At 70.5% G+C, this 20,529-nt stretch carries 17 protein-coding genes and 2 pseudogenes; 6 read left to right on the top strand and 13 right to left on the bottom strand.

Features of this window, described 5'->3' with window-relative positions; all coding sequences use genetic code 11:
• Nucleotides 1-63 precede the first annotated feature (63 nt).
• On the top strand, nt 64-411 hold the full coding sequence (locus tag ACZ3UD_RS30795; protein ID WP_465594956.1) for a hypothetical protein: 348 nt from the start codon (nt 64-66) through the stop codon (nt 409-411).
• A gap of 213 nt (nt 412-624) precedes the next feature.
• Here the strand turns inward: ACZ3UD_RS30795 and ACZ3UD_RS30790 are convergent, their stop codons facing one another.
• Together ACZ3UD_RS30790 and ACZ3UD_RS30785 are read right to left on the bottom strand one after the other, a co-directional pair.
• Complete coding sequence (locus ACZ3UD_RS30790) at nt 625-1,383, bottom strand: hypothetical protein (RefSeq protein WP_465594953.1); 759 nt, start codon at nt 1,381-1,383, stop codon at nt 625-627.
• 113 nt (nt 1,384-1,496) lie between these two features.
• Nucleotides 1,497-2,102, bottom strand: coding sequence for a 2'-5' RNA ligase family protein (locus ACZ3UD_RS30785; RefSeq protein WP_465594950.1), 606 nt, complete (start codon nt 2,100-2,102; stop codon nt 1,497-1,499).
• A gap of 61 nt (nt 2,103-2,163) precedes the next feature.
• Here ACZ3UD_RS30785 and ACZ3UD_RS30780 point away from each other — a divergent pair.
• Nucleotides 2,164-2,463: pseudogene (locus tag ACZ3UD_RS30780) on the top strand (TetR/AcrR family transcriptional regulator); the annotation flags it as partial.
• Nucleotides 2,464-2,668: 205 nt separating this feature from the next.
• Here the strand turns inward: ACZ3UD_RS30780 and ACZ3UD_RS30775 are convergent.
• The 4 genes and pseudogenes from ACZ3UD_RS30775 to ACZ3UD_RS30760 form a co-directional block, all read right to left on the bottom strand.
• Nucleotides 2,669-2,938 (bottom strand): zinc-binding dehydrogenase, encoded by a 270-nt coding sequence (locus ACZ3UD_RS30775; protein WP_465594947.1) that lies wholly within the window; start codon nt 2,936-2,938, stop codon nt 2,669-2,671.
• Nucleotides 2,939-3,018: 80 nt separating this feature from the next.
• Nucleotides 3,019-3,375 (bottom strand): annotated as a pseudogene (locus tag ACZ3UD_RS30770) (zinc-binding dehydrogenase); the annotation flags it as partial.
• A 2-nt stretch (nt 3,376-3,377) separates the two neighbouring features.
• On the bottom strand, nt 3,378-4,868 hold the full coding sequence (locus ACZ3UD_RS30765; RefSeq protein ID WP_465594944.1) for a DHA2 family efflux MFS transporter permease subunit: 1,491 nt from the start codon (nt 4,866-4,868) through the stop codon (nt 3,378-3,380).
• Between the two features lie 7 nt (nt 4,869-4,875).
• Nucleotides 4,876-5,493, bottom strand: a complete 618-nt coding sequence (locus tag ACZ3UD_RS30760; RefSeq protein ID WP_465594941.1) for an NADPH-dependent FMN reductase — start codon at nt 5,491-5,493, stop codon at nt 4,876-4,878.
• A 127-nt stretch (nt 5,494-5,620) separates the two neighbouring features.
• Between ACZ3UD_RS30760 and ACZ3UD_RS30755 the strand changes: the two genes are divergently transcribed.
• Nucleotides 5,621-6,310 carry a TetR/AcrR family transcriptional regulator gene (locus ACZ3UD_RS30755; RefSeq protein WP_465594938.1) on the top strand — a complete coding sequence of 230 codons (690 nt, stop codon included), beginning with the start codon at nt 5,621-5,623 and terminating at the stop codon, nt 6,308-6,310.
• A 184-nt stretch (nt 6,311-6,494) separates the two neighbouring features.
• Nucleotides 6,495-6,827, top strand: coding sequence for a DUF4158 domain-containing protein (locus ACZ3UD_RS30750; protein WP_465594935.1), 333 nt, complete (start codon nt 6,495-6,497; stop codon nt 6,825-6,827).
• Here ACZ3UD_RS30750 and ACZ3UD_RS30745 read toward each other — a convergent pair.
• Together ACZ3UD_RS30745 and ACZ3UD_RS30740 are read right to left on the bottom strand one after the other, a co-directional pair.
• Nucleotides 6,730-7,377 (bottom strand): HD domain-containing protein, encoded by a 648-nt coding sequence (locus tag ACZ3UD_RS30745; protein ID WP_465594932.1) that lies wholly within the window; start codon nt 7,375-7,377, stop codon nt 6,730-6,732. The two genes, ACZ3UD_RS30750 and ACZ3UD_RS30745, sit on opposite strands and share 98 nt — an antisense overlap.
• Before the next feature lie 164 nt (nt 7,378-7,541).
• Entirely contained in the window at nt 7,542-7,949 is a 408-nt protein-coding gene (locus ACZ3UD_RS30740) for a hypothetical protein (protein ID WP_465594929.1), read from the bottom strand.
• 252 nt (nt 7,950-8,201) lie between these two features.
• Between ACZ3UD_RS30740 and ACZ3UD_RS30735 the strand changes: the two genes are divergently transcribed.
• Complete coding sequence (locus ACZ3UD_RS30735) at nt 8,202-10,061, top strand: galactose oxidase-like domain-containing protein (RefSeq protein ID WP_465594926.1); 1,860 nt, start codon at nt 8,202-8,204, stop codon at nt 10,059-10,061.
• Nucleotides 10,062-10,171: 110 nt separating this feature from the next.
• On the top strand, nt 10,172-12,565 hold the full coding sequence (locus ACZ3UD_RS30730) for a Dyp-type peroxidase (protein ID WP_465594923.1): 2,394 nt from the start codon (nt 10,172-10,174) through the stop codon (nt 12,563-12,565).
• Between the two features lie 633 nt (nt 12,566-13,198).
• Here the strand turns inward: ACZ3UD_RS30730 and ACZ3UD_RS30725 are convergent.
• The 5 genes from ACZ3UD_RS30725 to ACZ3UD_RS30705 form a co-directional block, all read right to left on the bottom strand.
• Nucleotides 13,199-15,031 (bottom strand): flavin monoamine oxidase family protein, encoded by a 1,833-nt coding sequence (locus ACZ3UD_RS30725; protein ID WP_465594920.1) that lies wholly within the window; start codon nt 15,029-15,031, stop codon nt 13,199-13,201.
• Between the two features lie 438 nt (nt 15,032-15,469).
• On the bottom strand, nt 15,470-16,312 hold the full coding sequence (locus ACZ3UD_RS30720; RefSeq protein WP_465594917.1) for a hypothetical protein: 843 nt from the start codon (nt 16,310-16,312) through the stop codon (nt 15,470-15,472).
• Complete coding sequence (locus ACZ3UD_RS30715; protein WP_465594914.1) at nt 16,309-17,163, bottom strand: MbnB/TglH/ChrH family RiPP precursor modification enzyme; 855 nt, start codon at nt 17,161-17,163, stop codon at nt 16,309-16,311. Before ACZ3UD_RS30715 ends, ACZ3UD_RS30720 begins: the two co-directional genes overlap by 4 nt.
• 225 nt (nt 17,164-17,388) lie before the next feature.
• Nucleotides 17,389-17,598 carry a hypothetical protein gene (locus ACZ3UD_RS30710; RefSeq protein ID WP_270149043.1) on the bottom strand — a complete coding sequence of 70 codons (210 nt, stop codon included), beginning with the start codon at nt 17,596-17,598 and terminating at the stop codon, nt 17,389-17,391.
• A 106-nt stretch (nt 17,599-17,704) separates the two neighbouring features.
• The gene (locus tag ACZ3UD_RS30705; RefSeq protein ID WP_465594911.1) at nt 17,705-19,654 is read right to left on the bottom strand and encodes a glycosyltransferase; all 1,950 of its coding nucleotides are present in this window, start codon (nt 19,652-19,654) and stop codon (nt 17,705-17,707) included.
• Nucleotides 19,655-20,529 lie beyond the last annotated feature (875 nt).

Genomic DNA, 20,529 nt, shown 5'->3' with positions numbered 1-20,529 from the left:
TCCTCCACGGAGTGCCCGACCGTTCGGCGTTTCCCGGCCGGGACGAAGCCGGCCAGGAGTCTGATGAAGATCTCGAAAACGCGCCCGGATTGTTCCATTTCGATCCGATTGACCTTTAACGGCAATCCAGGGCCGGGGTCCTCGGGCGCGAGCGGGGCGGCCTTCCGCGCGGCCTCCATCGCGGCGTTCAGCTGGACCACGAACCGGGCCATCCGGCCGGCCGAGACGCTGTGCGCGAAGTCGCTGCCGCGGATCGCCCCAGGTGTCGTCCTCGCCTGCGAGCTGTTGCGGGAGTTCCAGCCGGGACCGGCGTTCGTCCCCTGGCCGGTGGCTTCGACGAAGGCGGCCGCTGATCGCCAGTCGCCTTCCCCCGCTTCATGCGGGAAGGCCTGGACTTCCTTGGTGCGGTGAGCGGGCGGGGGTGACCCTGCCCGGTGCGCGAGATTCGCGCTGCTGCCACGCACCGAGCCCACACCGCTGTCGGCATGACGGCCTGACAGTCACAGGGGCGTCCAGTACGGCTCCATCCCCGAGTACCTGGCCGCCTACGGCCGCAACGCCGCCGGACCGCACCGGCTGATCGAGAAGTACCTGTACCTGTGGTGGCTCGAGTACCTGTGGCCGCTACTGCAGGATGCCGACCGCCCTCGCCACCACCAGCACCACCGTGATCAGCGACACCGCCGACTGCGTCATCATCAGCAGCTTCGCCCAGACCGACAGCGGCATGGTGTCCGTTGGGCTGAAGGCGCAGGCATTGGTGAACGCCACATACAGGTAGTCCGGGTAGGAGGGCTCCCAGCCCGGCTCCGCGATGCCCTCCTGCTGCATCTGAGGGAAGAGGAAGTCCGGGTACGACTTCACCCCTTGGGCGCGGGCCGCCGGGCCGCCTCGGTCCCACTCCCAGTACCAGAGCGAAAAGGCGATGATGTTGGTCGCCCAGACCGCGCCGCCGGTACCGAGCAGCGCCAGCGCGCCCGGTGAGGCAGACGTGTGGATCAGGTCGCGCACCAGCTTCACCGCCGACCAGCCGTTGGCCAGGCTGATCACCGCCACCAGGGCCAGGCTCAGCGAGCGCAGCAACCGCGACGTCTGGTCGATGCGCTTGTGCGGGTTGAGGACCACCAGGGCCACCAGCAGCGCCAGCTCCAGGGTGGGCAGCACCCAGTGCGGGTGGATGGTCAGACGGGTCGGCAGGGCCAGCTGCAGGCCCACGGCGACCAGGATGGCCGCCGAGACCGCCCAGCGCTGCTCACCGAGAGTGACCGAGCGCCATGCCGGACGCTCCGGCTTCTCGGGCTCCAGGAGTCGCTCGATCCGCTCCAACCTGCGGTGCAGTGCCTCGGAAAGCTGCGCCGAGGCATGATGTTCGTGCTCAGTCATGGCGCACAGTGTGTCAGGCGTCCACTTTCACGGTCGCTGTGGTGTCGGGTGGCGCCGACCCGCCCGGTGACGGGCGGGCTTCGAACGCGTCGGTGGGGAGCTGAGACCCGCGGTCACGCGGGCCCGAGGTCCGGCAGCTGTGGCAGCTGCCGGACCTCGCCCGTGCCCAGCTCGACCGTGAACCGGGCCCGCATCGGGCCGTCGCCCCGGCGGGAGAGGAGGGTGAGTTCGGTGACCCGTACCGTGGTGGTGCCCAGGCGGGCGGCCAGTTCGGGCGCGAGCCGCCGCGGGTCCCGGGTCCGCCCCAAGGACAGGTGGGGTGTGAAGTCGTCCGCCCGACCCCGGCAGCGGGGGAACCGCTCCACCAGCGAGCCGTGGAGCGCCTGCCACGGGCCGGGGCCGCCGCCCGCCGGGTCGAGCCAGACCGTGGCGTCGTGGCGGTGGGGGAAGTGGCGCACCCCGTGCAGACGCGCGGTGAACGGGGCGTGCTCGGCCGCGGCGGCGCCCAGCAGCGGGAGCGCGGGCCCGAAGTCCGACTCCGAGACGAAGCCGAACAGCACGTTGACGTGCGGCGGCCAGCGGCGGATCTGCGGATCGTGCTCCTCCCGGATCCGCTGGACGGCCTGCCACAGTTCCGCCGGCGGCAACCAGGCAAGCGCCGTCCGGGGTGTCGGTCCGACGTCCAGGACCCCCGGAACCTCGATCGGGTGTCTGTCCACCCCTCCATGGTGACCGCTCCTGCGGACCCGTGCCCCAGTCACGGCAGGCCGGGTCCGCCTGGCCGGACAGCTCACCTTCTCCGGCGACCGCCTGCTGCCCATCGACCTGGCCATCCGCGAATGGGCCCGCCGCGACCACACCGTCGCCGAACGCCTGCGCCGCGTCGACAACGGACGCATCCAGCTCAAACGCGACGCCCTTGGCCCCTTCTGTGTCGACCCCGACGAGGTCGAGGCTCGCGCCCTGCTCGCCTTCTGCCTGGCCATCGGCCACCACTTCCTCGCCGCCGACCACCCCGGCCGCACCCGCGCCGACGTCCGCGCCCGCGCCGCCGACCTCATCCTCGACCTCCCCCCATGACAATCCCGGCGAATGCCCCCCAGCCCCCTGAGCACTTCGATACACAACTCCGTGTGACGCCGTGTTGATGAGGGGGAGGTCGCCGAACGGGCCGGCATCTCCGATCGCCGCTGTACTGGTTCGTCCGGGCCCGTTCAGCCGGCGGTGTGACTCGTACGGTGTGAGAAGTGATCCGCAAACCCGGGGTCTGTCCAGCGAACTCTTTTTACAGACCCGCGCTCGCGGGCAGACTGGCGCTGGTCGTAGGCGGCGCGTTGTCATGTGCTCCTGCTCGCGACCGGTGCTGGCCGAGAGCGACCGCGGAGGCGGGGATGAGGACGATCTTGCCCACCGCACGGCGGTTTTCCAGGTCGGCGTGTGCGTCACCGGCACGGTTGAGGGGATACCGGGTGACCAGTGGTTGGAGTACGCCATCAGCGGCTGCCCGGATCGCACGGGCTTGCAGTTCATGGATGGTGCCGGCACGTCGCAGCATCTGGGGGCCGATCGCCCAGGTGACGGTGCTGGCGTGCTCGATGATGTCGTCGGTGGTGATTCGGGTGGGGCCCCCAATGACCAGCCGTGCAGGAGGAATCTCCCGCCGGGGCCGAGCAGGTCGAATGCCTGGCGGCCCGTGGTCCCTCCGACGCCGTCGAAGACCATGCTGAGTTCTGCGCCGCCGAGGGCGTTGCGGACCGCGTCCGGCGAGTGTTGGTCGCGGTAGTCGACGGCGATGTCGGCGCCCAGCGAGGTGGCGTGCTGAACTTTTTCCGGTCCGCCAGCCACGCCGATGACGATGACGCCCTGGTGGTGCAGGGCCTGTACGAGCAGGGCGCCGATGCCACCGGCTGCGGAGGTGACCAGCGCGACATCCCCGGGCTTGGCGTCTGCGCTGTCGAGGAGCCCGAGCGCAGTCGAGCCCGTGGTGATCATCGCTACCGCGGTTGCTGCGGCCATCCTGTGCGGGTCGAGGTCGGGGTTGTCGATGCCGAAGTTGACGATCTGCCGCGGTGGCGCCGTGGCGGCAGCAGCAGTGCCGGTACTACCGCGAGGGCCAGCAGCGCCACCGCCCACCAGTACGTGTGCTGGAACGCGCCCGCCCGCTGCGCCGTGCCGGCTGAATCGGCCGAGTTCGACGCCAGCACCACCGACATCAGCGCTGTCCCGATCGACGCCCCAACCTGAGAGACGATGTTCACCATGGTGCTGCCGGACGGGACGTCGTCGGGGGCCAGCCCGCGGGTCGCCGTCGTATTGACCGGCATCATCACCATGCCGACACCGGTGCCCATCACCAGCAATGCCGTGCACAGCGGCCAATAGGACGTGTCCGGTCCGAGCTGTGCGGTGAACAGCGACAGGCCGAGTGCGGCCACCACGATGCCGGAGACGACCATCAGCCGCGGGGACACCTTGTCGATCCGCCGCGTGGCGATCTGCATGGAGATGCCGACGGCGAACGCCAGCGGGGCGCCCAGCAGGCCCGAATCGGTGGCGCTCAGCCCCCGCACCGTCTGGTAGTACATCGGCGTCAGCAGCATCGAGCCGAAGTAGCCACAGGGGAACAGCACCATCGTGGCGAGCCCCGCGGCAAAGGTGCGGTCGCGGAACAGGCTCAGCTTCAGTAGTGGGTAACGGGCAGTCAGGCCACGGCCGATGAATCCGGCGGTCAGCAGCAGTCCGGCAACGGCGGGCAGAAGTGCCGCGGGTGCGGTGAAGTCGCCGCCCTCGCCGCCGGTGGACAGCCCGTAGATCAGCAGGGCCAAGCCCGGCGACAGCATCAGCAGTCCCGGCACGTCCAGCCGGCGCGGCTTCTGTGGCTCGTCGCGCCGCAGCAGCCGCGCCGCCAGCACCAGCGCCGCGGCGCCGATCGGCAGGTTGATCAGAAAGATCCAGTGCCAGGACGCGGCGTCGATCAGCCAGCCGCCCAGAATCGGTCCGCTCACAGGCCCGAGCAGGACCGGAATGCCGAGCAGGGCCATCGCCGCGCCCATCCGCTCCCGGTCTGCGGCGCGGATGACCATGGCCATGCCCACCGGCATCAACAGACCGCCGCCGAGCCCTTGCACCACCCGGAACAGCACCAGTGTCTCGATGTTCCAGGCCAGCGAGGCCAGCCCGGAGCCGATGACGAACAGGGCTATCGCGGTGAGGTAGGTGCGCTTGGCGCCGAAGCGGCCCATGGCCCAGGCCGCCACCGGGATGACGGTGGCGAGAGCGAGTGTGTAGCCGGTGGCGACCCACTGGACGGTGGCGACCGGTGCGTCGAATGCCACCGCCAGCGGGTTCAGGGCGACGTTGACGATGGTCACATCCAGTACGGACATGATCGAGCCGAGGATGACGACGGTGAGAATGCCGCCCAGCCCGGGGGTGGTTCCAGCGGTCCGGGCGCTGCCGGTGGGGGTGGTGGTCGCGGCGCTCATCGTCCCGTCACTTCCCGTACGGGTGCTCGGCGCGGGCGGTGCGCAGCGCGCGGCCCCACCACACCAGCTGATCGACCATGCCCTTGGCGGCGCCCTCGCACACCGCCGTGTCGAGCGGCATGCCGTCCTCGCCCAGCCCGGACCAGGGGCCGTGCAGGCTGACGGAGTCGCGCACGGTCACGGCGTGCAACTCGGCGAAGACCTGCCGCAGCTGTTCGACGGCTCGAAGCCCGCCGCCCAGCCCGCCATAAGAGACAAAGCCGACCGGCTTGGCCTGCCACTGGGTGTAGTGCCAGTCGATGAGGTTCTTCAGCGAGGCCGGAAAGCTGTGGTTGTACTCGGGGGTGACGACGACAAAGGCATCGGCGGCGTCCAGCCGCGGACTGACGTCGGCGAGCGCGGCGCTGGTCTGCGGGGCGGGGGCGGGGCTGCCGTCCCATCCGGGCATGGACACCGGCAGGGCCAGGTCGGCGACGTCGACGACGTCCAACTCGATGTCGGTGCGGTGACCGACGTGGCCGGTGAACCAGTCGGTGACGGAAGGGCCGAGGCGGCCGCCGCGGGCGCTTCCGACGATGACGGCGACGCGGAGAGCGGAGTCGTGGGTGGGCGTGGTGTCGGACATGGTGGATCCCCCTGGTTCCCTCGTTGCGGGTCGCGGGCTGCGGCCACGACGGATAAACTACAACGTACGTTGTTAGAAGTGCAACGTTCGTTGTAGTTATCTTGGTGAACATGCGAGAGGAGCGTCGGTGTCCAGGACGAACGCCAATGAGAAGACGGCGAAAGCGGCCCCACCGCGGCGGGGCCGGGCGAGCAAGGCGGTAGCGATCGCGCAGGCCGCGTGCGAGGTCTTCGGGCGGGACGGCTACTCCCGCGCCAGCATCGACGCGATCGCCGCCGAGGCCGACGCTTCCACCCGCACCCTCTACAACCACTTCCCGGGCGGGAAGGAGGAGTTGTTCCGCACCGTGGTGCAGTGGAGTTCGAGTCAGGTACGGGACGAGCAGCTCACGCTGCTGCACAAGTACCTGGACCCGCAGCGCCTGCCGCGCCCCGAGGACCTGGAGCGCGACCTGCTCGCCCTCGCCCGCGCCTGGATCGGCCTGATGACGGACTTCCGCAACCACTTCTCACTGGTCCGGCACATCTTCGCGGAGGCCGGGCACGTCCCGGCCGAGGTCCTGGACGCCTGGCAGGAGGCCGGGCCGCGCGCGGTGGGGCGCGAATTCAGCTCCGTCATGGCTGTGCTGGATGGCCATGGCCTGATCGATGCGCACGGCGACCCGGCCCAGGCTGCCGCGCACTTCATGACGCTCACCTCGACTGACATCGTGCATCGGTCCTACTGGGGCGTGAACCCGCTCCCGCGGGAGGAAACCGACCGGCTCACGACAGCCGGGGTTCGAGCCTTCCTACGGGCATACGGCTCCGCAGGCTGAGTGAGAGCCGGTCCTCGGCCAGGACTGCACCCTGCGTCCTGTGCGCTGATCCGGCGGGCAACCGCTGCGCGAGCCGAGTCGGCAACCAGCCGACCTGCGCCGACCCGGGTCCCGCCCTTGCCGATCACGTGACGTGAGGTGAGCGCCGTCACAGCAGGAGAAGCGATGGGGAGGGGCAGGGCGGGTGGCGGTCCTGACCGACGAACAGCGCCGCGGCTACGGCACGTTCACGCAGGTGCCGGGCGGCTACGGCGTCCAGCTCGGCACCGTGCGGTTTGTGGGCACCTTCCTGGACGAAGCCGAGCACGCGCCCGACCAGGTCGTGGAGTACGTCGCCGACCAGCCCAGAAGAGCAGCCCCTGACCGTTCTCACTGGCCGGGCCGGGTGCCCGCGATGGTCGGGGTGCGGGGCGTGAGCGTCACTCTCCCCAGCCCGCGGAGATCCGCTCGTCCCAGGTCTTCATCAGCACGGACGGTGCTTTCTCCCGGACCAGATCACCGACGGCCGAGCCCGTGACGATCTTGTGATGGTTGCCTTCGGCCTGACCGACGATGGCATTGGCCAGGGCGGCGCCGAGTCCGAGCCGGGGCAGCTCCCGGTGGGCCTCGTCGGCGAGCCCGGCCGGCAGTTTCTCCCCGTCCCGGGCGAACACGTCGGCCACGATGCCGGCCTGCGCCAGGGCGATCTCCGGCCGTTTGCGGCTGGCGATTCCGCCGCTGGTGTGCAGGGCGATAGCGTCCCAGACGATCTCGATCCGCTCCCTGCTCATGCCCCGCCTGCCGAGGAACGCGGCCGCGAGGTCCGCACCGTCGACCTCGAACCGCTGCTGTCCGTTGCCCTGTTCGGTCAGCCCCATGTCGTGGAGTACGCAGGCGATGAAGAGCAGTTCGTCGTCGTAGTCGATTCCCTCGTGGAGCCCGCGGTGCTCGCCGAGGGCCCGGGCGAAGAGGTAGCTGCGCACACTGTGGTTGAAGAGGAAGGCCGGCTGGTGGCACAGGGCGAGGTCGAGTGCGGCGCGTGCCGACTCGCTGGCGGGGAGGTACCACGTCTCGAAAAGGTCGGACATGGTCCGACGTTAGGCGCCTTCGGTTGTCCGCGGTGTGCGACGCGGCCGGGCCTTCGGCCGTGGGACCCGGATCACTTACGACTGCCCCTCAGCGGCCATCTGCGCCCGACCGCCCCGGCCGGGACGACCCGGCCCGTCGTGGCGGATCGGGCCCGCGAGGAGCGTCAGCCGCCGAGGCTGGTGTTGTTCTCACCATCGGTGCACACAATGCGGATGGTGAGGTTCGCGGGCCTGGGCTCGCCCCTCATGCCCTCCGGCGGGCAGTCGTCCTTGCGTACGGCGATGATCCAGCCGGTGGCGTCGTCGTTGGGACGGCTCTCCAGCACGTCGGTCGGAAGCCGGTCAAGTCTCCGGTTATCGCCTGGAGTTACGCTGAACCCGCCACCGTAGACGCTCTCGTCGGGCGGGCAGAGCAGCTCGTGCGGCTTGCCGTCGGCGCCGCCCTGGATGGTGGGACCGGTCACCGCCTGCGGCGCGAGGGGGCTCGGGGTCGCCGCCGCGCTGCCGCTCGTCGCGGAGAGAACGACAACTCCCGCGGCGACAGCCATGGCGATCCTGGTCTTGCTGGGCACGTGTCACTCCTGGAGTCCGGGGCGGGGTTTGTGCCCATTCCAGCACGGTGGTGACGACCCGTCAGGGAGACACGCACAGTGACGGTGTGTCGACGCTCGATCGCGAGATTGCCCGGGTGTCTGTGCACGAACAACTACCAAGCGTGCTCTACGCTGCGAATCGCTGTCACCCGCGGGGCTGCCCGCGGCTCTGATCAACATACCGTGAGGGATTCCATGCCACGCAGAACGTCACGCAGAAGACCGAGGGCGGTGCTGGCGATCAGTGCCGTCACCGTCGCCCTGTCGACTACCACGGTCCTGACCTCCCCCGCTCCGACCGCCTCCGCGGTGACCGACCTCTTCGCCGGGAGCCACGGGCTGCGCATCACCGACGAGCAGGTGCGGGCCGAGGTCCGTGCCGCCGAAGTGGCCGCGTTCGGGCGCCCGGCCGCCGAGGCGATGGCCCGGGACCGGATCGGCCTGCGGGCCGTCCAGACCGGCTACCCGCAGACCACACGCACCAACCGGTTCAACATGCTGACCGCCACACAGGCGCAGACCAACGCGGACTTCGACCCCGCGCAGTTCGGGCAGTTCAAGCAGTACATCCCCTCGCCCGAGTTCGGGGACCACATCGCACTGCTGCCCACCGGCAAGGTACTGATCTTCTCCTTCGAATCCGTCGAGGACAACCCTCAGAAGGAGACCGCACCCACCGACGTCATCGGCAGGCAGAACGCCGGCCGTGCCTACCTCTGGACACCGCCCACGAACGACACGGACCCGGGCGATTTCAAGGCCGTCCCGCCGCCGGTCGTCAACATGCCGGACGGCCTGGACGAGCCGCGCCCCGCGCCGTTCTTCTGCGCCGGCCACTCCTACCTGCCCAACGGCATGGTCGGCGTCTTCGGCGGCAACCTCGGCGGCAACGGCGGCACCGGCGCCAAGCTCGCCCTGGTCTTCGACCCGTGGACCGAGACCTGGCACCAGCAGCAGGACATGTCGGTCGGCCGCTGGTACCCGAGCGTGGTCACCGGAGCCGACGGCCGGCAGACCATCATGTCCGGCCAGTCCGAGCTCGGCTTCGGCACCCCGACCCCGGTCATCGAACGCTTCCCGGCCAAGGGCACCGACGTCTCCTACGACAAGTCCAAGGCACCCGACAACGTCGCGCTGGACCGGTGGAAGGCGGACGCCCCGTACCGGATGGACTACCCGCACCTGTTCTCGCTCAGGGACGGCAAGATCTACGGGTTCGGCCGCAGTTCCGACCAGCAGTTCGTCTTCGACCCGGCGAACGAGACCCGCGACTCACTGCCCAGCCGGCCCGACGGCTTCCCCCGCCTGTACGGCTCGGCCGTCGCCCTGCCCAACGGCACCAACGGCCCGGACTCGGTGCTCGTCCTCGGCGGCAACCACAAGGACCCCAACACCTTCAAGTTCTCGGGCGGCCAGTGGACCAAGGAGAAGCCGAGGAACCTCGGCCGCGCCCAGGACGACACGCTCATCTTCCCCAACGGCAACCTGTTCACCGTCAACGGGGCCGTCGGCATCCGCGACTACGGCCTCGGCGACTACAACCCGAACGTTCCCGACGACAAGTTCCGCCAGGTCGAACTGCGGGACGCCGACGGCAACTGGACCCTCGGCCCGAAGCAGCGACTGCCGCGCGGCTACCACTCCAACGCGGTCATCCTGCCCGACGGCCGGATCATGGTGACCGGAGACGAGCTCCAGCAGATCGCCAACAACCCGGACATCAAGTCCGGTAACAACGGCACCATCGAGATCTACGAGCCGCCGTATCTGCACCAGCCCGGAGGCCGCCCCGACATCCGGACCGCGCCGACCGGCCCGGTGGGCTACAACACCACGTTCCGGATCAACACCAACTCGCCGACCCAGGCCGCCCGCGCCGTCCTGCTCGCGCCCATCACCTCCACGCACTCGGTGGACACCAGCCAGCGCCGCCTGGAGCTCAATCTCGTCAGCCGCGCAGGCAGCCAGCTCGTGTTCCAGAGCCCGGCCTCGGCCCAGGACGCCCCTCCCGGCTGGTACATGCTCTTCCTGCTCAACGACGCCGGGGTGCCCAGTGTGGCCAAGTGGATCCAGCTGAGCCCGAACGGCTGACCCACCCCCCTCGACACCCCGGGTGGCCGCACCGTGGCGTCGGCCGACGGGCACGTGGCCACCCGGAGTCCCGTTCCCCCACCCGACGGAGCCAACGAACGGATCAACCCATGGCTGACCTGAGCCTGCGCCAAGATACCGATATCCAAGGCGACATCATCGCCGGATTCAAAAAAGACCACATGACACTGCTGCTCCTCCAGTTCAGTGACGCTTTGGCGGCCCGGGGCTGGCTGGAGAAGATCACTCCCAAGATCGCCACCACCAAGAAGGTCGCCGAGTTCAACGAGGATTACAGCCAGTCCCGCAAGGCCTCCGGCGGCGATGACCCGGCGACGCTGAAGGCCACCTGGCTGGGCCTCAGTTTCACCTACCAGGGCCTGCAGTTCCTCACCGGGCAGCCGGACCTGCTGAAGGCCGAGGCCAAGACCGGTGACACGCTGGAGGCCTTCGTTCAGGGCCCGGCCGACCCGTCGCGGTCGATCGCGCTCGGCGACACCGACGACAACGACCCGAAGCACTGGGTGTTCGGCTGCGCCACCAAACCCGTCGTCCACGCGGTGCTCACCATCGCCTCCGACACCGAGAACGGCCTCGACGGGGCCGTGGAGGAGCAGAAGGCGGCGGTCAGTCAGGCCGGTGCGGTCGTCGTCTACGAGCAGAAGGGCACCGCCCTGCCGGGCGAGAAGAAGGGCAAGGAGCACTTCGGCTTCAAGGACGGGGTCAGCGAGCCGGAGGTCGAGGGCTTCGACGAACCGCACCCGTCCAGGACCGAGGTCCTGGACGACATCGCCAAGGGTCCGAAGGGCCGCACGGTCCACTTCTCCGCGAAGCACCCGGGAACCCGCCTCCTCCCAGCCGGCGAGTTCGTCATCGGGAGGCCGCTCACCCCGGAGCACGATCCAGCGACCGCCGCGAGGGACACCGTGCCCGCCTGGATGTACAACGGCTCGTTCCAGGTCGTACGCCGTCTGGAGCAGGACGTCGCGGGCTGGTGGGCGCAGGTCGACGCCCAGCTGCGGCGGCTGAAGGACCTCAAGGCCGTTCCGGAGGACACCAAGCGGGACTGGTTCGCCGCCCGGCTGGTGGGTCGCTGGCGCGACGGCTCCCCGGTGTGCAAGCACCCCGACCAGCCCGGTGGCACGGCCGCCGGATCGGACAACGACTTCAGGTACAAGGGCGACCCGGACGACCCCGACGGCCTGATCACCCCGCTCTTCTCCCACCTGCGCAAGACCAACCCCCGGGCCGGGCTCATCGCCGAAGGCGAGGTCGAGGAGCGGTTCATCGACGCCCGCCGGATCATCCGCCGCGGAGCCCCCTACGGACAGCCCTTCGACCCCACGAGCGGCGACGACCTGAACGGCCCCGACGCCGAGCGTGGCCTGCTCTTCGTCTGCTACCAGGCCGACCTGGTCGGCCAGTTCGAGTTCATCCAGGCCAACTGGATCAACGACCCCGACTTCCCGCCCGGCCGCAAGGCCGAGCCCGGCCCCGACCCGCTGGTCAGCGGCCAGCTCGCCACCGTGAACGACGGACGGGTCAGCTGGGAGGGCAACTCCCCGGCCGGCGAGCGGCAGACCACCCGCCTGGACTTCCGGCCGTTCGTTCAGACCCGTGGTGCGCTGTACTGCTTCACCCCCTCCATCACCACGCTACGCCGGCTCGCCCAGGGCCGACTCACCGGCGAACCCCCCGAGGAGACCAAGCAGCCGGTCGTGGCGCAGAACCTGGCAGTGGACTGCGTCCTGCCGCTGCCCGACGTGGAGGGCCGCTACTGGACGTTCCAGCAGGGCGCGATCCGCCTGATCGGCACCGGCGGCGTCGAGATCCGCCAGCTCACCACCGGAACGGTCGACGACCGCACCGGCGTCGTCATCAAGAACGTGGGGCCGTACTCAAGCTGGCCCGCCCTGAAGGGTGTCACCCAGATCGACACCGTCCTGCCCGTCTTCGACGAGCAGCGCAGCGACGGGAAGAGCGCGTACTGGGTCTTCCACACCGTGGGCGGCACCCAGGTCTACCGCTACATCACGATCGACGCCTCCGAGCCGTACGCCAGCCGGCTGGTGCGCGACGACCAGCCGCTGAGCGGGTGGGGGTCGTTCGGTGGGACCACTCCCGTCACCCACGTGGACGCCTTCCTGCCCGTCCCCGACATGCGGCCCGCCGGCGACGGCACGCACTGGTACTGGATGTTCCACAACACCCCGGTGGGGCAGCGCTACCGGCTGATCTCGATCGGCCGCTCCGGCCAGGCGCACCCTGACCGGCTCCAGCGGGACGACCGGCAGCTCAGCCAGTGGCGCTCACTCGAAGGCGTCACCAGGGTGGACGCCTTCCTGCCCGTCCTCGGCAAGGACGACCCGGGCGGCGGCCAGCACTGGTACTGGGTGTTCCACCAGGACAAGTACCGGGTCATCATGGTCAACCACGGCGGCAGCCACCAGGACGACCTGCTGCGGGAAGACCGTCCGACCGCGGTCTGGTGCCGCCAACCGTAACCGTCCGCCCTGCTCACCCGTCCGGCCTCCGCCCGTGCGCGGGGGCCGGAGACACTTTGCGCCACGTCAGGCCTCTGTCGCTCAATTCCGGTGCGTCGACCAGGCCGTGAGTTGGCAGGTGCGCCGGGACGGGCGACTCGCGCGAGTCTTCTCGGCTGGCCGGAGCGCTGGCTGGCCCAGTAGGCGTCGAGTCGGACGATGTTGACGTGCAGCCCGCAACGGTCCGCCGACAAGGGGCCTCACCGCGGCCGGACACCCCGGACCGGGGCCCGCCCCCGACCACTCGCCCAACCCGACGACACCGCGGGGCGAGCTCGCGGACGGCACCGGGACGGCCGTCGCCGGCCTCGACGACGTCCATTGTTCGCGGCGACCGCCGCCTCCCGCCCGCCCCGCGCAGTTCCTCGCCCGGTGGCCGGACCAGGCCGCCGGACAGCTGCGCCCGGTCGGCGCCGCCGTCCAGAACCGGTTCGCGCCAGGTCGTCCTGACGACCATCCCACCGGGCGTCAGGTGCTCGCCAGGCCGGGTCCGGCAGCACCCGCCGCTGCCCGGCCGGGCCGGAGCCGGTGGCCTCACGGCGTGAACCGGGGCAGCGGGCGCGGGGACGGCGGCAGCGACACGCCGGTTCCCGCTCAGCGGTGGTGGACCTCCAGGAAGGTGCGGACCGCCGACTCGAGGGCGCCCTCGATCCAGGCCGGCTTGAGGCTGGTGTGCTCGCCGGCGAAGTGGACGCGGCCCTCCGGGGTCTGGGCGGCCGGGTGGAGCTCGTGCAGCTGACCGGGGGTGACGATGGCGGCCTCACCGAGGGCGTACCGGGCGCGTGCCCAGGACTGGGTGGCGCCGACCCCGGTGAACTCCCGCCGCACACGCGGCCCCAAGAGCCGCTCCAGGTCGTCGAGGGCGAAGGCGTATCGCTCGCCCGGGGTGAGCGAGTCCCAGCGCGCCGCGTCGTCCGACCAGGTGTACGAGGCGAGCACCACGCCGCCCTCGGAGCCCTCCGGGGCATGCGAGGGGAAGTAGGTGAAGCGGCTGGGGCTGTCGCTGACGCAGCCGCCGCCGGTGAAGCCGTCCAGGCCTTCCTCCCAGAACCGGCGGTGGAACTCCAGCAGGACCTTGGTGGCCGAGTCGTAGTGCAGCTCCGCGACGGCCCGGCGCTTGGGGTAGGACATCAGGGGCTCGATCCGGCAGAACCGCAGCGCGCTGAACGGGAGAGTGACGATCGCGTAGTCGCCCTCGAAGGTCTGGGCGGGAGCGACGGGAGCGCCGTCGCAAGACTCCTCGTCGCCGCTCTCCGCGACCGTCTCGATGGTGACCTTGCCGGCGTCCTGCACCAGGCGGGTCATCCGGCGACCGAGGCGCAGGTCGTCCCGGAGCGGGGCGGCGAGCGCGTCGGTGAGCATGGCGGTGCCGCCCTCCAGTTCCCAGTAGCGGTTGGTCGGACTGATCACCGCGTGGTCGATCAGAGTGGGGACCAACGAGTAGTGCAGCCGGGAGGTGAGGTTCTCCAGCGTGCCGGCGGCCTGGACGGACGCCGGGTCCCAGCCGGCTTCCTCGCGCAGGAAGCGGCGGGTGGAGTGGTAGCCATAGGTGGAGAGGATGTGGGTCCAGGCGTCCAGCCGCTGGCGGATGTCACCGTCCCGGACCGAGACCCGTTCGAACGCCTTGTCGAGGGCACTGGCGGTGGTGGAGTCGAACCGGGCGCCGAAGGAGCGGTTGACCGCGGTCGGCGACTGGGCGTACGCGGCGCGGGTGGTCCGGGTGCCGTTGACGCAGATCAGACTGCGGAAGCAGGCCGCGGGCGGCGTGAACGTCCGATCCGGGCCGTTGCTCCAGGTCTCCCCGGTGAACGAGCGGTACGTCACCGGCGGAACGGCGCCGGTCGGGCCGGTGCCCGGCGCGACGTCGGCGTTGTAGAACAGCCGCCGCTTCAGGCCGAGCTTGTCGGCGAGCGCCAGGACGAGCGGGTGGAAGTCGGGCAGGCGCATGGCGCCGGCCTCCGCGTGCAGCCGGGGGTCGGCGAAGATACCGCGGAAGGTCTTGATCCGCCCGCCGACCCGGTTGGCGTTGGCCTCGATGACGGTCACCTCGTGACCGGCCTGCTTGAGCAGCGTCGCAATGGTCAGCCCGGCGACGCCTGCACCCACCACCAGCACCCGCTTCCGGTCAGTGCGGGGCGGCAGTTGGCCGTCGATCAGGATGCGCAGGTATTCGAGGGTCAGGTCGGTCTGCTCGTCCGCACCGACCATGAGCATCTCGCGGGCCAGCGCGCGGCTGACCGCCTCGTCGGCCACCGGGCCCGCGCTCGGCGCGTACGCGGGCACCGTGGCCGCCGCGGCCCGGGTGCCGAGGCCGACCGCGCCGGCCGCGGCCGCGGCCGCCGACCCGAGGAGGGCGCGCCTCCCCAGTCGGGGCTGCCCAAGGACGGCACTCGACTCGCCGGACCGGCTCACAACGGGCTGACTCACGTTCTCTCCTGACGAAGGAAGTTGGGACACCGCCCAAGCAACGCCCGACCACCGCACACCGCAACGCCGGCCTACCGAAGATCACCCGCACCGGTCACACCCCACACCGCCGCGTTCGACGGCGGGTGAGGGGTACGACCACGCACATCGGCCTGAACCCGGATCCACCGATCTGATTCCCGAGTGATCGCTTCGGTCGCTGTGCCGGGCCGCCGGCTGGAGGGCGCGGGCGTCCGCTCGTCTGCCGGCCCTTCCGCATCCGCTCCGGTCGAGGCCCTCGCGGGCGGGGCGGTCAGGTCGTTGACCAGGCTGGCGGCGCAGCGTGCGGCGATGGGGACGGCGGCCTCGGCGACTTCGGCGGCCTGCGGAGCCCGGAGCCGGACGCCTCGTCGGCGGATCGGCGGGAACCGACCGCGGGACGTCCGGCCCGCGCGGGGTTCAGGCCGCCTGGAGCGTGAGCACTCCGCGCTGTACCAGCTGAGCGCAGAGCGCCAAGCACTGTTCCTGGAGCGTTTCCGGCGGCAGGAGCGGCTGGAACTCCCGGGCCACCTGCTCGATCACCTCGGTCAGGGTGCGATCCGGGGAGCAGGCCCTGAGGAAGGCCGCGACAGCCGGGTTCACCTCGTCCTGGTGAACGCTGCCGTCGGGTGTGGCCTGCAGCAGCAGAAGCATCGGGCGCTGCTGCGCTCGGGGTGGCGTCTCGCCGCGCTCGAAGCAGTCGCCGATCTCCTCCAGGTCGTGGTCCAGGGCCAGCAGACAGGTGGCGGGGGTGCGCCGGGGCCGTATCCGACGGAGCTCCTCCCGCGAGAGCGCCGGCGCTGCCGGCAGGGCGCCGGCGGGCGGGCCGTCGGGGAAGAAGCGGATCCGAAGGACCGCCACCTCGTAGCGCAGCACGTCGGCCAGCCACGCCGGTCCGTTGAGGTCGGATCCCAGCTTCGTGCGGAGGAAGTCGGCGAATGCCAAGGCCTCGTCCTGCTTCTTCGGCCGGCGGGGCGGGCAGCACGTGTTGTACTCCGGCGCCAGATCCCACAGGCGCTGCCCGAGGGCCCAGCTGACCAGCGGGAGCGCATCGGTGACCTTCGTCATGCGGTTGACCAGGAGCAGGTGGGAGTACATCGAGGTGCGCGGCCGGTCCAGTTCGCTCAGCCGATCCCTCAGTTCGCGGCCGGCCCACGGGAGCGGATCCGGTTGCTCGGCCAGCACGGCCTGTCGGGCCCGGGGGTCGGTCAGGAAACGCGCCAGTGCCTGCTGACGCTGGAGTTCACTCACGTGCTCGCTCACCTGCCGCCTCCGCGTGGCGGGGCCGGCGGCCAGACGGGCGCCAGGGCCTGTCGAATGCCGTTGAGTTCGGCCAGCAGCTCCGCGGGCGGTGGGAAGTTCTGGTCGCGTTCGATCATCACGGCCTTGAGGGCGGGCATGCGCGGGACGAAGTCGAGCAGCAGTTCGATGACCTGTGCCGGGACGGGGTGGCTGTGGGTGTCCAGGAGCACGCCGTCCTGCCAGTGGCCGCCGGCGAGGTGGATCTGCAGCACGCGTTCCAAGGGGATCCGGTCAAGGAAGTCGGCGGCGTCGAACCCCAGGTTGGTCGCGTTGTTGAGCACGTTGGTCAGGTCGAGCAGCAGGTGGCAGTCGGCTCGGGTGACCACTTCGGTGATGAACTCTGCCTCGCTCATGGTGGACCACGGCACACGGAAGTAGTACGAGATGTTCTCCACCGCGAAGGGCTGGTCGAGCTCCCGGGCGACCAGACGTATGTTCCGGGCGGCGATCTCGGTGGTCTCCGGGGTGAACGCGAGCGGGGTCAGCTGTCCGAGGTTGAGACCGGGGACCTGGGTGAAGCACAGGTGGTCGCTGACCCACTGGGGGTCGGTCCGCTCGGCCAGCCGTTGGATCTTCTTGACGTACTCGGCATCGGGGGGCTGGTCCGTGCCCAGTGACAGGTCGACGCCGTGCAGCAGGATCGGGAACCTGTCGGCCAGTTCCCGGGCCTCCACCGCCTTGTGCGGTGGCATGTCGATGTACTGGTCGGTGATCAGCTCAAGGAAGTCGATCGAGTCGGCCGCGTCGAGGATCGCCTCCCGCAGCTCCTGTCGGTAGCCGAGCCCGACTCCGAGAACGGACGGTTCGCGCATGGTCGCATCACTCCTGCCTGTCGGTTCGGGGTCGTCAAGTGACGTGGTGGCAGCCCCGGGGCCGCCCTGTCGGGCCGGCGAAGGTGCCCGCGTGGCCCTCGAAGCGCCCGGTTGGGGCGCGTTCTCGGCCCGGGACCCCGCCGCCGCAAGACAGCGGATCACCTTCGCCGCCCTTGTCGCCGGTGTTCCCTCACGCGCCGACCAGGTCGTCGCGATCGGGACGGCTCACGCCGCTGCGGGCGAACCGGCCGCGCACACGATGCAGATCAGGCACACGATGCAGTTGGCCACCGCCGCGTTGGATCCGCGGTTCGGCTTCATCGCGCGCAGCTCGAACATCGTGTTCTCGCCGCCGAGCGCCTTGGCCGCGTGGTACTTCGCGGCGTCGACGCTGCCTCGCACCTCGATCTTCTGGCTCTTGTTCTGGTCGCTCATGTCATTCCCCTTTCGTGGTTTCGTCGTTCGCGATCGCCGGTGCACGGACCGGCTCTGCCGCGCTCTCCGGCACGCGCCGCGGGCCCGGCCGGTGTGCGGCACTGTGTCAGTCGAAGGTGACCACCCCCTCCCAGCAGAGGCCTTCGAGGACGTCAAGGCACTGTGCCGCCGACGTCCGGTCGGAGTGCGGACCGGTCGCGTCGTACCGTTCGCGCGCCAGGTGGGCGATCTGCTCGACGGTCAGGTCTGCGGCGCGGAGCAGCTCGACGACCCACGCGGTGGGCTCGTTCACCCGCAGGGGTGCCGCTGCCTCGTGGAACAGGACCTTCAGCGGTCCCTCGCCGGCCGGCGCCTGCCGCCCGTCGGCCAGCGCCTCGAGCACCGGTTCCACATCGCAGCTGAACTCGACGATCTCCGCCTGGCCCACGAGTCGCGGCCGAGCCTGGTCGGGCCGTGCGCGCCAGCCGAGTTCCGCTCCCGACGGGGCGGTCGGCTTGTCCTTGGTCGCGTCGCGCGTCCACTCATGGACCTTGTACTCGTACCGGCACACCTCGCGGGCCACCGCGGCGTGCGGCGGCAGGACACCGAGGAGCAGTTGGCCGGCCCTCAGCGCGAGGGCGCGCCGGTCGGCCGCGTCGCGATGGCTGCCGTCGGCCTGTGCCGCCCGGTGCAACCGCCGCTCGTCGTCGGCCGTCAGCAAGGCCTGGGTGCGCGGGTAGAGGACCGGCACGGCTTGCGCCACCCCGGCCGGGTCGGTGTCGGCGGTGTCAGGGCGTCGGCTCGGGGAGGACGAGCCGGTCGGCTCCGCGGCGACGCCGATGAGCAGTTGCTCGAGTTCCCCGACGTAGGACTCGTAGGTCGGCTCGTAGCCCAGTTCCACGTGTCCCCGGCGGCCGATGTCCTGGGCCCGCGCGCCGTCCTCGAGCGCGTAACGCAGGGCTGCCGCGAGTTCGTCGTGGCGGAGCGGATCGGTGACCACGACGTTGCGGCGGTCCCGGATCGCGGCCCGGAAGAGCTGTTTTCGCGCGACCTCGGTGGACACGACCAGGCATCCGCCGCAGGCGATGATCTCCGACGGGATGGTCGGAGTGTGCGCCGCGATCGGGAAGTCTCGTTCGAGGAAGGCGACGGCGGTGCAGCTGCGGATGAACTCGGGGATGGACCAGTGCGGCATGAACGGGATGAGGTGGACGTGGTCGGCGAGTCCGAGCCGGCCCGCCAGCCGGGTAAAGGCGTCCTGTTGCCATCCCTGTACGGCAGCCGCCAGGTTGAATCTGAAGCCGTCCGAGAACAGCCGCCGCATGGCGTGCAGCAGGTCGAACGACCCTTTGAACTCGCCGAGTTTGCCGTAGATCCCGAGGACGGGCAGGCCGCTGTCGACCGGCCGGGCCGGCTCCGAGCCGGTGGCGATCCACTGCGACAGCGGACGGGACGAGCCGACCGGGGTGAACAGGTCGGCGGGCAACCCGAAGGCGGCACACGAAGTGATCGCACTCTCGTCCACCCCCGCCTCCAGCAGCCGGGTGCGCGAGGGCCCCCGGGAGATCAGGCGGTTCGCGCCGCGCAGGACTTCGGTGTAGGTGGTCCGCAGTTCCGGCAGCCGCATGAGCCGGTGCAGGTCGCTGCCCGCGTGCTTGAAGACGTACGGCACCCCTGTGAACCGGCTTGCCAGGTGGGCCGCGACTCCGTACGGCTCCAGGTAGTACGAGAAGATCACTTCACAGTCGTGCGCGCGGATCAGCTCGGTTGCCAGGCCTGCCAGCCGGCTGACGGTCGGGTTGCCGAGCGGGACGTAGTAGAGCTCGCGCCGATCGGGAGGCTGCGTGCTGGTGACGATCACGCGCCCGCCGCTTTCGGGGAAGTCCGGCGCGTAGGCGCCGCTCCTGACCCGGTCGGTCTCGGGTATCCGGATCCGGAAGGTCTCCTCCACCTCGTCGGCGTTCGTGACCACGAAGACGCGGTGTCCCCGCTCGGCCAGGCCACGGGCGGCCCAGTAGCAGTGCATGCTGACCCCGCCCTGAATCGGCGGGTACTTCGTGAGAAAACAGATATTCATGCCGCCACCCCAAGCAATGCCGAGATCCGTCGGGTAGGTTGAGGGCGCCTCACCGGTCGCGGGTCTTGGAATGGGCGCCGTTGGTGCGGCGGAAGCCGTCTCTCACAGTGGACCGGTGATCCGGGCGAACGTAAATGGCGCACAAGAAGCAAAGACGATAATGTAGTTGCACTACGAGAGCCCTGGCGGTTGGTCCGCATACGCCGGAGCGTGTACGCACTTCACGCCCCCGGGCGGCGAGAATGCGCGGAGCGGACGCCGAGAAATCACAACCGCGCCGACGCCGGCTGACAGTGCTGCAACGCCGGTACCGCTCGCCGTGACGGACGGGCTCCAGCCGTACATCGACGCCCGCCTTCGACAGGAAGCCGCCCGCGCACGCTCGGCGGCCCTGGCGGGTTCCGAACAATCATCCGTGCTGGTCGTGCGGCATGTTGGCGCTCGTGAAGTGGACCGGGCCGGTCCCGCATGGAAGGGCATCGGGCGGGTACGGCTCCGGCAGGTCTGCTTCGGCCCTGCGCGTCAGCGTCCGCCTGGACGACCCACTCGACAGGCGCGACGGCCGCCCCCGGCGACCCGATCCGGCCGTCGCCCCCGCGGCACGGCGCCCCGGGCGGCCCGACTTCGACGGCGGGCCGATGACCTGCTAATATCCTCCTCGTCGCGAGGGAGATGATTCCTCGCCAGGCGTCAGCGGTGCTACCAGAGCACGTCCTACTTTCAGTAGGGAGAGTCCGTGCAACCCGGGCCTGGCGCTCCACTGTCGGGGGGGGGGGGGGGGGGGCCGCGGGGGGGGGGGGGGGCCGCGGGGGGGGGGGGGGGGGGGGGGGGGGGGGGGGGGGGGGGGGGGGGGCGGCGCCCCGGGGGGCAAACAG

The sequence above is a fragment of the Kitasatospora sp. NPDC023118 genome, assembly GCF_055560875.1.
Note: the sequence above shows the minus strand (reverse complement) of the source record. Positions and strands in the feature narration are given on the sequence as shown.

What these genes read in the sequence shown, in the direction of transcription:
- ACZ3UD_RS30795 (WP_465594956.1), top strand. Translation starts at nt 64, where the DNA reads ATGAAGATCTCGAAAACGCGCCCGGATTGTTCCATTTCGATCCGATTG.
- ACZ3UD_RS30790 (WP_465594953.1), bottom strand. Translation starts at nt 1,383, where the DNA reads ATGACTGAGCACGAACATCATGCCTCGGCGCAGCTTTCCGAGGCACTG.
- ACZ3UD_RS30775 (WP_465594947.1), bottom strand. Translation starts at nt 2,938, where the DNA reads ATGCTGCGACGTGCCGGCACCATCCATGAACTGCAAGCCCGTGCGATC.
- ACZ3UD_RS30765 (WP_465594944.1), bottom strand. Translation starts at nt 4,868, where the DNA reads ATGAGCGCCGCGACCACCACCCCCACCGGCAGCGCCCGGACCGCTGGA.
- ACZ3UD_RS30760 (WP_465594941.1), bottom strand. Translation starts at nt 5,493, where the DNA reads ATGTCCGACACCACGCCCACCCACGACTCCGCTCTCCGCGTCGCCGTC.
- ACZ3UD_RS30745 (WP_465594932.1), bottom strand. Translation starts at nt 7,377, where the DNA reads ATGTCCGACCTTTTCGAGACGTGGTACCTCCCCGCCAGCGAGTCGGCA.
- ACZ3UD_RS30730 (WP_465594923.1), top strand. Translation starts at nt 10,172, where the DNA reads ATGGCTGACCTGAGCCTGCGCCAAGATACCGATATCCAAGGCGACATC.
- ACZ3UD_RS30715 (WP_465594914.1), bottom strand. Translation starts at nt 17,163, where the DNA reads ATGCGCGAACCGTCCGTTCTCGGAGTCGGGCTCGGCTACCGACAGGAG.
- ACZ3UD_RS30710 (WP_270149043.1), bottom strand. Translation starts at nt 17,598, where the DNA reads ATGAGCGACCAGAACAAGAGCCAGAAGATCGAGGTGCGAGGCAGCGTC.
- ACZ3UD_RS30705 (WP_465594911.1), bottom strand. Translation starts at nt 19,654, where the DNA reads ATGAATATCTGTTTTCTCACGAAGTACCCGCCGATTCAGGGCGGGGTC.